Origin of the sequence: Allofournierella sp., from assembly GCF_017889395.1 — a bacterium.
In the GTDB taxonomy this organism is placed as follows: Bacteria; Bacillota; Clostridia; order Oscillospirales; family Ruminococcaceae; genus Allofournierella.
Genome location: NZ_JAGHKE010000078.1, coordinates 1 through 12,144, shown reverse-complemented (window position 1 = coordinate 12,144; position 12,144 = coordinate 1). Strand labels below are relative to the sequence as shown.

The window sequence follows — 12,144 nt, the reverse complement described above, 5'->3', positions numbered from 1 at the left end:
GGTGGCCATCATCGGCGCCGGCCCCAGCGGCCTGACCGCTGCCGGCGACCTGGCCAAGCTGGGCTACAAGGTCACCGTGTACGAAGCCCTGCATCTGGCGGGCGGCGTGCTGGTGTACGGCATCCCCGAGTTCCGTCTGCCCAAGGCCATCGTGCAGAAGGAGATCGAGGGTCTGCAGGCCATGGGCGTGGACATCGAGACCAACATGGTCATCGGTAAGGTGCTGACCATCGACGAGCTGATGGGCGACTACGGCTACGAGGCCGTGTACGTGGCTTCCGGTGCAGGTCTGCCCCGCTTCATGGGCATCCCCGGCGAGAGCTTGAAGGGTGTTTACTCCGCCAACGAGTACCTGACCCGCGTAAACCTGATGAAGGCTTACCAGGAGGGCAGCAAGACCCCCATCAAGAAGAGCAAGAACGTGGCCGTTGTAGGCGGCGGCAACGTGGCTATGGATGCTGCCCGCAGCGCCAAGCGCCTGGGCGCTGAGAACGTTTACATCGTATACCGCCGCGGCATGGAAGAGCTGCCCGCCCGTAAGGAAGAGGTGGAGCATGCCGAGGAAGAGGGCATCATCTTCAAGCTGCTCACCAATCCCGTGCGGGTTCTGGGCGACGAGAACGGCTGCGTAGCCGGTATGGAATGCGTGGAGATGGAGCTGGGCGAGCCTGATGACAGCGGCCGCCGCCGTCCCGTGGAGAAGAAGGACAGCAACTTCGTGCTGGATGTGGACACCATGATCATGTCCATCGGCACCAGCCCGAACCCGCTGATCCGCTCCACCACTCCCGGCCTGGAGACCAACCGCCACGGCTGCATCGTGACCAACGGCGACGACGGTCTGACCAGCCGAGAGGGCGTGTACGCCGGCGGTGACGCCGTGACCGGCGCTGCCACCGTTATCCTGGCCATGGGCGCTGGTAAGCATGCCGCCAAGGCCATTGACGAGTACATCAAGAGCAAGAACAAGTAAGCAATGCTTCACAAAAGGCGGTGCCGGAAATGGCACCGCCTTTTTTCAGATAAAAATATCCCTGTCTCTGCGCGTGAACGCAGAGACAGGGATATTTTGTCATGGTCAGGATTCCGCCGGGCGGCGTACCGCGTTATCCTGAAAGCGGAAGCTGCCGGGATAATGCCGGGATTGGGTATACTCAAACATGATGCCCTCGCTGTTATACACCTGGTTTGCCACCACTGCCAGGCAATTATATTCGCCCAGGTCCAGCCATTTTTTATCCTGCGGGGTGGCCAGCTCCACCGTGAAGGTTCGCTTGCTGGTGATGATGGACATGCCCAGCTCCTCCTCCAGATAGCGGTACAACGAACCCTCGGCAATCTCACGGGTGAGGCCGGGCATGCAGCTGCGCCGCAGATAGCTGATGTTCAGAATGCGGGCCACGCCGTCCAGATCATGGATACGCTGCAAGGCAAACAGCTCTTCCCCCACCGGAAAGCCGGTCTGGGCGGCGATGGCTTGGTCTGCCATGCAGGTGTCAAAGGCTACTACCCGGGTGGTGCTGGTCTGGCCGGTACGGCGGGCCGTTTCCCGGAAGGACTCGATCATGCCCATGGTATAGGAGGAATGCTCGATGGGCTGGAAGATGTTGCAGACGCCCCAGCCCTGCCGAGTCTGGACATAACCATCCCGCACCAGCTCCGAGATGGCCCGTCGCACCGTGTTTCGGGAGCAGTCAAACTCTCCGATCAGGGTATTTTCTGAGGGGAGCAGCTGGCCCACCGGATATTCCCCGGATTCGATTCGCTGCTTGAGCTGTGAATAGATCTGCAAAAACTTCTGGCGCGGCATAGTCTCCCTCACTTGTTTGAACATTTGAATTATAATATTATATCGCCCATTCCGGGCCCCGTCAAGCCGCTGCCATTCGTCCTTTGATAAATCGTGTATCTGCCCAAAAACCCGGCCGAAGCTTCGGCCTTTTGCCTTATTTACTTGTTTAAACAAGTGTGTTATTCTGAACATGCAGAAATAACGGGCACACAAACGCCCGGCAACACAAAAAAACTTTGAGGAGGAACGCACCATGGCGAATTATCAAGCCGACATGAAAGCTCTTTTGCAGCACATCGGCGGCAAGGAAAACGTTCGGGCGGTGTCCCACTGCATGACCCGGATGCGCTTTGTTCTGGTGGACCCGGCCAAGGCCGAAACCGACAAGATCGAAGCACTGCCCTCGGTGAAGGGCACCTTCACACAGGCGGGCCAGTTCCAGGTCATCATCGGCAACGATGTGGCGGATTTCTACAACCAGTTCACCGCCTTTGCCGGCATCGAGGGCGTGAGCAAGGACGCGGTGAAGGCGGCGGCTGCCAGCAACCAGTCGCTGGCCCAGCGCATCGTGGGCACCCTGGGCGAAATCTTCGCCCCCATCATTCCGGCGCTGATCTGCGGCGGCTTGATCCTGGGCTTCCGCAACATCATCGGCGAAATCAACTTCTTCGCGGACGGCACCCAAAGTCTGGCGGACATCTCTCAGTTCTGGTCCGGCGTTTACAACTTCCTGTGGCTGATCGGCGAAGCGGTGTTCCACATGCTGCCGGTGGGCATTGTCTGGTCCATCACCAAAAAGATGGGCACCACCCAGATCCTGGGCATCGTGCTGGGCCTTACCCTGGTTTCTCCCCAGCTGCTGAACGGTTTCTCTGTGGCCACCGCCACGGAGATTCCGGTCTGGGATTTCGGTTTTGCTCAGGTCTCCATGATCGGCTACCAGGGTCAGGTGATCTCGGCCATGCTGTCAGGCTTCGTGCTGGTGTATCTTGAGCGGTTCTGGCAGAAGCACTGCCCGGAAGTGGTCCGCATGATCGTGGTTCCCTTCTGTTCGCTGGTTCCCGCCGTGGTCATCGCTCACACCATCGTGGGCCCCATCGGCTGGAAAATCGGTGATGCCATCGCCGCCGTGGTTTACATGGGCCTGACTTCTCAGGTCAAATGGCTGTTCGCCGCGGTCTTCGGCCTGATTTACGCGCCGATCGTTATGACCGGCCTGCACCACATGACCAACGCCATCGACTCCCAGCTGGTCAATCTGTATCAGGGCACCATCCTGTGGCCCATGATCGCCCTTTCCAACATTGCGCAGGGCTCCGCCGTGCTGGCCATGTCGGTGCTGCAGAAGAAGAACGAGCGGGCCCAGCAGGTAAACATCCCCGCCTGCATCTCCTGCTATCTGGGCGTGACCGAGCCCGCCCTGTTCGGCGTCAACCTGAAAAACGGCTTTCCTCTGGTATGCGGCATGATCGGCTCCTCGGTGGCGGCAGTGATCGCCACCAGCTTCCAGGTGGAGGCCTACTCCATCGGCGTGGGTGGCCTGCCGGGCATCCTGTCCATCAAGCCCCAATACTGGCTGGGCTTCCTGATTGCAATGGCTGCTGCCATCGTGATCCCCTTTGGTCTGACCATCGCTGTGGGCAGCCGCCGTCTCTCTGCCACTGACCGAGGCCTTGCCACAACTCCCGCCGCAGAAACCGCTGCCGAACCGGAGGCTACCCCTCAGGAGGACCTGCTGGTGGCTCCCCTTTCCGGCAAGGTGATTCCCCTGAGCGAGATTCCTGACCAGGTCTTTTCCCAGGGCATTCTGGGTGAGGGCGTGGGCATTGATCCCACCGGCAACTTCGTGGTGGCTCCCGCCGACGCTACCGTTTCCTCTGTGATTGAGGACAGCAAGCACGCCTGCGGCCTGACCCTGGACAACGGCATGGAGATGCTGATCCACGTGGGCATGGACACTGTGGCCATGAAGGGTGACGGCTTCGAGCTGCACGTGAAGGTGGGCGACCGGGTGAAAACCGGCGACAAACTCATCTCCTTCGATCTGGAGAAAATCCGCGCCGCCGGGCATCCCACCATCACCGCTGTGGTGGTGCCGGAAACCGCCGGACGCACCCTCTCCTTCGAGACCGGCATGGACGCACAGGCCGGCACCACCCCCATCATCCGCTTTGAGTGAGGCGTTTTTTATGCAGGATTTCAAGAAAAGTGTTGTGTATCAAATTTACCCCAAGTCCTTTCTGGACACCAATGGCGACGGCCTGGGCGAGCTGCGGGGCGTGACAAGCAAGCTGGATTACCTGAAGGAGTTGGGCGTGGATTACATCTGGCTGACCCCCTTCTTCGTTTCTCCCCAGAACGACAACGGCTATGACGTGGCGGACTACCGGACCATCGATCCTCGCTACGGCACCATGGAGGACTTTGAGGAGCTGGCCCGGCAGGCCGAGCGCCGGGGCATTCGCCTGATGCTGGACATGGTGTTCAACCACACCTCCACCGAGCATATCTGGTTCCAGAAGGCTCTGGCCGGGGACCCGGTGTATCAGGATTATTACATCTTCCGCCCGGCCCGGCCGGACGGAAGCGCCCCCACCAACTGGCAGAGCAAGTTCGGCGGCAGCGCCTGGGAATACGCGCCCCAGGTGGGCAAGTATTACCTGCACCTGTTCGACAAGACCCAGGCGGACCTGAACTGGGAAAACCCCGCCGTGCGCTGTGAGGTGCAGCAGATCGTCCGCTTCTGGATGGACAAGGGCGTGAAGGGCTTCCGCTTCGATGTGGTGAACCTGATCAGCAAGGGCGAATACGCCGACGACGAGCTGGGCGACGGCCGTCGCTTCTACACCGACGGCCCCCGTATCCACGAATTTTTGCAGGAGCTGAACCGGGAAAGCTTCGGCCAGGACCCGGAAATCGTAACCGTGGGCGAGATGTCCTCCACCTCCATGGAGAACTGCTTCCGGTACGCCGGTGCGGACTGCGGCGAACTTTCCATGGTATTCTCCTTCCACCATTTAAAGGTGGACTTCATGGGCAACGAGAAATGGGTGATCGTTCCCGCGGACTTTGGCCGCCTGAAAGAGCTGCTCTTCTCCTGGCAGGAGGGCATGGCCGCTCACAACGCCTGGAATGCGGTGTTCTGGTGCAATCACGACCAGCCCCGTGTGGTTTCCCGCTTCGGCGACGAGGGCGAATACTGGAAGGAATCCGCCAAGATGCTGGCGGGTGTGATCCACGGCCTGCGGGGCACCCCCTATGTATACCAGGGCGAGGAGCTGGGCATGACCAACGCGGGCTTCACCCGGCTGGATCAGTACCGGGATGTGGAAAGCCTGAATCATTTCCAGATTCTTCGGGACAAGGGCCTTTCCGAGGAGAGCGTTTACAATATTCTCAAGATCCACTCCCGGGATAACAGCCGCACCCCCATGCAGTGGACCGCCGGGGAAAACGGCGGCTTCACCACCGGAACACCCTGGATCAGTGTGAACCCCAACACCAGCCGCATCAACGCCGCCAGCCAGGTGGAGGACCCGGATTCCATCTTTGCCTACTACAAGGCGCTGATCCGCTTGCGTAAGGAATACGATGTGTTTGCCTACGGCGATTTTGCCCCGGTGGACCAGAAGCACCCCTCGGTGCTGGCCTACCGGCGGGAATACAAGGGCCAGAGCCTGTTGTGCGTGAATAACTTCTACCGGGCTGCCTGCAACTGGCACTGCCCGGTGTCGCTGGAGGGCTACCGTGTGCTGCTGTCCAACTACGGCGACAGCACTCCCACCGCCGACTGGGAACTGCGTCCCTATGAATCGGTGCTGCTGATTCGGGAAGCCGACGGCAACTGAACAGAGGATTTTTGCCTCAAAAACAAAACCGGAGGACCCCTGCAACATGAACTGCACCCCATTTGTTATTCAGTATATCATACTGTCTAACAAATGGGGTGCAGTTCACAGGCGGTTCCTCCGGTTTTTTCTTTTATTTTTGTCTGCCCCCGTCTATTCATAGACTCAGAGCAATGTCCTGGATGAATTTTTTCACGACCTCCAGTTGACGGCCATGGCACTGCTGCAACAGCTCGCCGATCCTCATTCGCAGCTGTTCGTCATTTTCCTCTGCATAATTCAGCTGGATTACACTCTCAATGGGGATACCATAGACCTCACATACCTGCAACAGCTTTACAAGGCTGATGGCCTGTTCCCCACGTTCAATCAGGCCCCAATATTCACTGTTTTCTCCCAACGGCTCACAGAATTTTTCCCGTGTAAGGCCCTTCATTTCCCGAATCTTACGTAACCTCGCGGCCGTATCCCGTACCCTCGGGTCGATGTTCTTGTTCAATTGTTCGTCCTTCTTTAGCTCATTTTGAATCTTCTTTTGTATATTCTAACGGAAAACGCCCGGCCAATACAGTGATAGAAATATATGACAATCATTGATTTTTATATGTGTTATATGATACAATCGAAACAACAGATTTCCTTTCCCGTGAATTTTGAAAGACCTGTTTAATTCTGCAAAAGAGGATTTGAGCGCTATGAATCTTTCTCCCTGCGGCAATTCCCTTCCCACTGGCAAACGAGACCGCTTGTTGCGGCTGCTGCAGCTTCCACCGGCTCAGGCCGGTTTTTCCCTCTGTTATCAGCCCATCTGGCAGGCTTCTGCCCGGTGTTTTTCCCGCTGCGAGGCACTGCTCCGGCTGCATGATCCCCTTCTGGGAACAGTCTCACCGGAACACTTTATCCCCTTGGCGGAACAAACTGACCGCATTGCAGCGCTGGGGCAGTTTGCGCTGGAGGAGGGCTGCTGTTTGCTTACCAAACTGGAGGAGCAGGCAATTCCACTCACCCTGCACGTTAACCTTTCACCGCTTCAGCTGGATCGACCGAAGTTTCTTCGCATGCTGGAGCAGATTCTGCACCATACCGGTGTGCGGCCTGAGCGTCTGGAGCTGGAATTGACCGAAAGCGTGGCGGCTGCTTCCGTGGAACAGCTAGCCTGCCGCATGGAGCAGATCCGTGCACTGGGAGTCAGCTTCAGTCTGGATGATTTCGGCTCCGGTTATTCCAGCCTGCGTTATCTGGCCGTTCTTCCCTTTTCCACGATCAAGCTGGACAAAGCGTTTATCCATCCACTGCCCCATTCTCCCTCCTATACGTCACTGGTAAAGAATCTGATTCCTACGCTCCATGAGCTCGGTTTTACCGTGATAGGCGAAGGCGTGGAAAGCATGGCGCAATACAGTATGCTGGAACGTTTGGGCTGCGACTATATGCAGGGCTTTTTTCTGGCCAGACCCATGCCCAAAAACGAGCTTCATAATTTTCTTAAAGCTACGCACCCGCTTATCCTTTAGTCCCGAGTCTTTTCAAACAAAAGCGCCGGGCGCAGCCTTCCCAAAAGGGAGGCAGCGCCCGGCGCTTTTGTTTGTTGTATTTATTTTTGCTTACTTCAGCTCCACCACGGTCACGCCGGCCTCGCCTTCGCCGTACTGGCCAAGACGGAAGCTCTTCACGTTGCGGTGGCCCCGCAGATGGGCGTGGATGGCCTTGCGCAGCGCGCCGGTGCCCTTGCCGTGAATCAGGTACACCATGGTCTGGCCGTTCATCACCGCATGGTCGATGAACTGGTCGGTCTCCATCAGGGCCTCCTCCACGGTCATGCCCAGCAGGTTGATCTCCATGCTGGCCTTGCGCTGCACCCGCTGCACGGTGGTGCTGCGGGGCTGGGGCTTGGGTTTGCCGTTGTTCGCCGGCTTTTTCAGCTTGTCCGGCGCTTTCAGGTTGCTCAGCGGCACCTTGGTTTTCAGGATGCCTGCACGTACCTCCACCAGACCGTTCCGGTCCGGCAAACTCATTACGGTGGCAGTCTGCTCGATGTCGGCGATGACCACCTCCTGGCCCACCTTCACCTGCTTGAGGGGCACGAACTCCTTGACCACGTTGTGCACCACATCGGTCTTACCGTACAGGCTCTCGGTTTCCTTGCGGGCGATCTCCCGGGCCCGGACGGCGCGCTGGGCAGCGCTGGTCTTTTCGTCCTTTTGCAGCTTGCGCAGCTCATCGGTGAGCCGGTAGGCCTCGTCCTGCACCTGCTGGGCCATCTGCCGGGCCTTCAAACGGGCAGCCTCCAGCTCGGTCTCGCCCTGCTTGACCAGTGCGTCGTATTTCTTGCGGGCGGATTCCAGCTTGTGCTCGGCTTCCGTCTTGGCCTTTTCCACCTCATCCTGGCTGGCCTTCAATTGCAGCTTCAGGTCATCCAGCTGGGCCAGCACGCTGTCCAGCCGCTTGTCGTCGTTGGTCAGGTGTGTCTGGGCCCGCTGGATCACCCGGGGCGGCACGCCCAGCTTCTCGCTGATCAGGAAGGCATTGGATTTGCCCGGCACGCCCACGCTCAGCTTGTAGGTGGGGCGCAGGCTCTCCACGTCGAACTCACAGCTGGCGTTCATTACACCGGGGGTCTCCAGCGCGAAGACCTTCATCTCGGAGTAGTGGGTGGTGGCCATGATCAGGGCGCCCTGAATGCGCAGCTGCTCGATGATGCTCACCGCCAGCGCCGCGCCCTCGGCGGGGTCGGTACCCGCGCCCAGCTCGTCCAGCAGGACCAGAGTATTTTTGTAGGCATTGTCCAGAATGCCGGTGATCTTCTTCATGTGGCCCGAGAAGGTGGACAGGCTCTGCTCGATGCTCTGCTCGTCGCCGATGTCCACCAGATACTCGCTGAACACGCAGACGGTGCTCTGCTCATGGGCCGGAATCAGCAGGCCGTGCTGGGCCATGGCGCACAGCAGACCCGCGGTTTTCAGGGTTACGGTTTTACCGCCGGTGTTGGGGCCGGTGATGACCAGAGTGTCGTACTCCTTGCCCAGGGCCACATCCACCGGAACCACCTTGTCCTTGTCGATCAGGGGGTGGCGGGCCTTTTTCAGGTCAAACCACATGCTGTCCGCCACCTGGGGCATGTAGGCCTGCTGCTCCAGCGCCAGACGGGCCTTGGCCAGCAGCACGTCAATGTTCAGCATGGCCTGATAGCTGAAGTTGAACACCGGCTCGATGGAGGCCACCTGATCGGTGAAGGCGGCCAGAATGCGCTCGATCTCGCTTTTCTCCTGGCTGCGCAGCTGCATGATCTTGGCGTTGGCCTCCACCACCGCTGTGGGCTCCACGAACACGGTGGAGCCGCTGGAGGATACGTCGTGGATGACGCCGCCCACCTCGCCCCGGTACTCGGCCTTGACCGGCACCACGAAGCGGCCGTTACGCAGCGAGACCACCGCGTCCTGCAAAAACTTATTGGTGGTGCTGTTTTTGATGATGGCATCCAGCTTGTCCCGGATGGAATTTTCCATTGCCCGGATCTTGCGCCGGATCTCAAACAAGGTGTTGCTGGCGGTGTCCGCCATTTCCTCCGGCGACAGAATTGCGCTGGAGATGTTCTTTTCCAGAGTGGGCTGGGGGGTCAGGGCATAGAACAGGTCATCCACCGGCAGCATGTCGTGCTCGGTGATGTGGTACCAGCTGACCAGGTTCTGGAAGTTGCGCAGTGCACCGGCCACCTCCAGCAGCTCCGCCATCGAGAGGATACCGCCCTTCAGCGCCCGGTTCACCACCTTGTCCACACCCTGTACCCCACCAAAGCGAGGGCTGCCGTTTTTCAGCAGCAGGGTGTTGATGGCATCGGTCTGGGAGAGGGCGTAGCGCACCTCTTCCACGGTCTCGAAGGCATCCTGCTCCAAAAGCAGGGTGCGGGCCTCCGGGCAGACCGCAAGCTGGGCTGCCCGATTCAAAATCTTTTCCAGCTCCAGCGTTTTCAGATAACTTTTTTCCATGGATCGCTCCTCATAACTATTTAAAAAAACAGGCGCACCGGTCAGCTGAGCATGGTATGCACAAAATCCAGGGTTTTCAGGGGCTTGTCCAGCACCTGCAGGGCATACCGCTCGGTGACCCGGCCCAGCGCCTCCATGCTCTTGGGCGGGATGGAAAAGCTGAAGATCTTTTTATCCTCCACCAGAGCGATGTGACGCAGCGCCAGCAGGGCGGCGGGGTCCAGGTTGGGCGTTTTATTCTGGCGTGCCGCGCAGTCGGCGCACAGCAGCAGCCCGGCCGACCCGTCAAAATAGAAGTCGCCGCCGTCGTATTTCTGGCAGCTGCGGCAGCACAGCAGATCCGGCATGAAGCCGGCCTCGCATACCGCGCGCAGCTCGAACACAGCCTTGATCTGAGGCAGGGGCTTTTTGCCCTCGCTGATCAGATACAGGCTGTTCAGGGTGAGGCGCAGCAGCGCCTCGGCCTCCCCGCCCACCGGCGAGAGGGTAAGCGCCAGCTCAGCCAGATACATGGCCAGCGCCATGGCCTCCACGCTTTCATGCAGGCCGAAGAACACCTTTTTCACCTGTGCGTCGTTGGCCAGATACATGTTCTTGCCCGCGAACAGGGTAAATTCCGAATAACAAAAAAGCCCGCAGGCGCTGAAGAGCTTGCTTTTCAGCCGCAGGCTGCCCTTGGCGGACACAGAAATGACCCCCAGCTCCGGTGTGAGCACCGTGAGGATTCGGTCCGCCTCGCCGATTTTTACCTCCCGCAGCACAAGGCCCGGGGTCACCAGCTGCATTCCCGCTGCCATGGCCGGTCAGTTGGTCTGCTTGAAGCCGAAGTCGTTGAGCAGGAAGTCGGAATCGCGCCAGTCATCCTTCACCTTGACCCAGCACTGCAGGTTCACCTTGGCGCCCAGGAAGTCCTCGCAGTCCAGCCGGGCCTGGCTGGCGATCTTTTTCAGCATCTGGCCGCCCTTGCCGATGACCATGCCCTTGTGGCTCTTGCGCTCACAGTAGATGTTCACGTCAATGTCGATGATGTTTTTGTCCGGCCGCTCCTTGAAGCGCTCCACCGTGACGGCGATGCCGTGGGGAATCTCGTCCCGCAGGTTCAACAGCATCTTTTCCCGCAGGATCTCGCTCACCAGCGCCTTTTCCGGCATATCGGTGTAGGCGTCATCCGGGAAGAAGTGGGGGCCCTCCACCGCGTAGCGGGCCAGCACATCGAACAGCTCCTCGCAGCCCTTGTCCTCCCGCACACTGGTGGACAGCACCTGATCGAACACGCCCAGCTCGCTCAGCTGGCGGCAGCGGATTTCCAGATCCGCCTCGTTCTTCAGGGTATCGGTCTTGTTGATGACGGCCAGCGCGGGGCCGCCGTTGGACTTCAGCGCCTTGAGCATGGCCTGCTCGGCCTCGGTGAAGTCGCCGTAGGGCTCAAACAGCATCATGCTCACGTCCACATCCGCCACCGAATCGCTGGCGGCCTTGCTCATCCGCTCGCCCAGCTTGGTGCGAGGAATGTGCACGCCGGGGGTATCCAGCAGCACATACTGCACCGGGCCGCGGGTCACGATGCCGGTGATGCGGGTACGGGTGGTCTGGGGCTTGGAGGTGACAATGGCCACCTTCTCGCCCACCAGCCGGTTGGTCAGGCTGGATTTGCCCACGTTGGGACGGCCCACCAGGGCCACGAATACAGAAGAAGTTTGCACGGTTCAGTTACCCTTTCTTTTTTGGTTGCAGCACAAAGCACACAGCGCAGGGCAGCGATACCGCCAACAGCGCCAGCGCCAGCGGATGGTCCGCCAGCCAGCCCGGAATGCCTGCCAGCACGGCGGGCTGCCAGAACAGCACAAGGCCCACTGCAGCAGCGGCCAGGCTGAACACCAGAACCGCTCCCGCCGCCATGTCCTTGGCGAGGCCCGCGGTGGCCCAGTGGGCGGCATCCGGCCGGTCCACGGCCCGTTCCACCGCGCTGTTCGCAAGCTCCAGGCTCATCACGCCGCCGATGCAGAGAAACAAAAGCGCATACTCCGCCCGGCTGAAGGAATAAAAGCGGCTGAACAGCAGCACGTACACCGCCGCGCACAGATGAAAGCGCAGGTTGCGCTCGGCGCGAAGGGCCGCCCATACCCCGCTGGCTGCGTAGCGAAAGCCCCGCAGAAAGCGGCGCAGCTCAGATTTCATCGGTGGTGTAGGAAACGGTGCGGGGCAGGCCCAGCTGAATCAGCACGGCCTCCTCCTTTTCCCGCATGCGCACCGCCTCCAGGCCGCCGGCCTCATGGTCGTAGCCCAGCAGATGCAGCATGGAATGAACGGTCAGGAAAGCCACCTCACGCTGCAGCGCGTGGCCGTAGAGCTCCGCCTGCTCCATGGCCTTTTCCATCGAGATCACGATGTCGCCCAGCAGGCTGGCGCCGGTGTCCTCGTTTTTGTCGTACACGCCGTTCTCGCCCAGGGGAAAGCTGAGCACGTCGGTGGGCATGTCCTTGCCCCGGTACTGGGCGTTCAGCTCCTTGATGGCTGC

At 59.7% G+C, this 12,144-nt stretch carries 11 protein-coding genes; 4 read left to right on the top strand and 7 right to left on the bottom strand.

Annotation, left to right across the window (positions count from 1 at the left end; genetic code table 11):
* Positions 1–973: FAD-dependent oxidoreductase (locus tag J7G73_RS10270; protein ID WP_291246182.1), on the top strand; the 973-nt coding region annotated here is incomplete at its 5' end.
* A 105-nt stretch (positions 974–1,078) separates the two neighbouring features.
* On the opposite strand, the gene J7G73_RS10265 is transcribed toward J7G73_RS10270, so the two are convergent.
* A complete protein-coding gene (locus J7G73_RS10265; RefSeq protein WP_291246181.1) occupies positions 1,079–1,810 on the bottom strand; it encodes a UTRA domain-containing protein in 732 nt (243 codons plus the stop codon).
* 235 nt (positions 1,811–2,045) lie between these two features.
* Between J7G73_RS10265 and treP the strand changes: the two genes are divergently transcribed.
* A complete protein-coding gene (gene treP, locus J7G73_RS10260; RefSeq protein ID WP_291246180.1) occupies positions 2,046–3,971 on the top strand; it encodes a PTS system trehalose-specific EIIBC component in 1,926 nt (641 codons plus the stop codon).
* Between the two features lie 10 nt (positions 3,972–3,981).
* Positions 3,982–5,640: an alpha,alpha-phosphotrehalase gene (gene treC / locus J7G73_RS10255; RefSeq protein WP_291246179.1), complete on the top strand. Its 1,659-nt coding sequence runs from the start codon at positions 3,982–3,984 to the stop codon at positions 5,638–5,640.
* A 157-nt stretch (positions 5,641–5,797) separates the two neighbouring features.
* Here the strand turns inward: treC and J7G73_RS10250 are convergent, their stop codons facing one another.
* Positions 5,798–6,139 (bottom strand): helix-turn-helix transcriptional regulator, encoded by a 342-nt coding sequence (locus J7G73_RS10250; protein ID WP_291246178.1) that lies wholly within the window; start codon positions 6,137–6,139, stop codon positions 5,798–5,800.
* 196 nt (positions 6,140–6,335) lie between these two features.
* Between J7G73_RS10250 and J7G73_RS10245 the strand changes: the two genes are divergently transcribed.
* A complete protein-coding gene (locus J7G73_RS10245; RefSeq protein WP_291246177.1) occupies positions 6,336–7,154 on the top strand; it encodes an EAL domain-containing protein in 819 nt (272 codons plus the stop codon).
* A 90-nt stretch (positions 7,155–7,244) separates the two neighbouring features.
* Here the strand turns inward: J7G73_RS10245 and J7G73_RS10240 are convergent, their stop codons facing one another.
* The 5 genes from J7G73_RS10240 to ybeY all read right to left on the bottom strand — a co-directional run.
* Positions 7,245–9,626 carry an endonuclease MutS2 gene (locus J7G73_RS10240; protein WP_291246176.1) on the bottom strand — a complete coding sequence of 794 codons (2,382 nt, stop codon included), beginning with the start codon at positions 9,624–9,626 and terminating at the stop codon, positions 7,245–7,247.
* Between the two features lie 41 nt (positions 9,627–9,667).
* Positions 9,668–10,423 (bottom strand): DNA repair protein RecO, encoded by a 756-nt coding sequence (recO, locus tag J7G73_RS10235; protein ID WP_242956205.1) that lies wholly within the window; start codon positions 10,421–10,423, stop codon positions 9,668–9,670.
* Positions 10,424–10,429: 6 nt separating this feature from the next.
* Positions 10,430–11,329 carry a GTPase Era gene (era, locus tag J7G73_RS10230; protein WP_291246175.1) on the bottom strand — a complete coding sequence of 300 codons (900 nt, stop codon included), beginning with the start codon at positions 11,327–11,329 and terminating at the stop codon, positions 10,430–10,432.
* 7 nt (positions 11,330–11,336) lie between these two features.
* The gene (locus J7G73_RS10225) at positions 11,337–11,804 is read right to left on the bottom strand and encodes a diacylglycerol kinase family protein (protein ID WP_291246174.1); all 468 of its coding nucleotides are present in this window, start codon (positions 11,802–11,804) and stop codon (positions 11,337–11,339) included.
* The coding region (ybeY, locus tag J7G73_RS10220; protein WP_291246173.1) for an rRNA maturation RNase YbeY at positions 11,794–12,144 on the bottom strand (351 nt) is incomplete at its 5' end. The genes ybeY and J7G73_RS10225, both read right to left, overlap by 11 nt.

Bases quoted from the DNA above. Each gene is read 5' to 3' on its own strand.
- recO (WP_242956205.1), bottom strand. From the start codon at position 10,423: ATGGCAGCGGGAATGCAGCTGGTGACCCCGGGCCTTGTGCTGCGGGAG.
- treP (WP_291246180.1), top strand. From the start codon at position 2,046: ATGGCGAATTATCAAGCCGACATGAAAGCTCTTTTGCAGCACATCGGC.
- J7G73_RS10265 (WP_291246181.1), bottom strand. From the start codon at position 1,810: ATGCCGCGCCAGAAGTTTTTGCAGATCTATTCACAGCTCAAGCAGCGA.
- treC (WP_291246179.1), top strand. From the start codon at position 3,982: ATGCAGGATTTCAAGAAAAGTGTTGTGTATCAAATTTACCCCAAGTCC.
- J7G73_RS10240 (WP_291246176.1), bottom strand. From the start codon at position 9,626: ATGGAAAAAAGTTATCTGAAAACGCTGGAGCTGGAAAAGATTTTGAAT.
- J7G73_RS10225 (WP_291246174.1), bottom strand. From the start codon at position 11,804: ATGAAATCTGAGCTGCGCCGCTTTCTGCGGGGCTTTCGCTACGCAGCC.
- J7G73_RS10245 (WP_291246177.1), top strand. From the start codon at position 6,336: ATGAATCTTTCTCCCTGCGGCAATTCCCTTCCCACTGGCAAACGAGAC.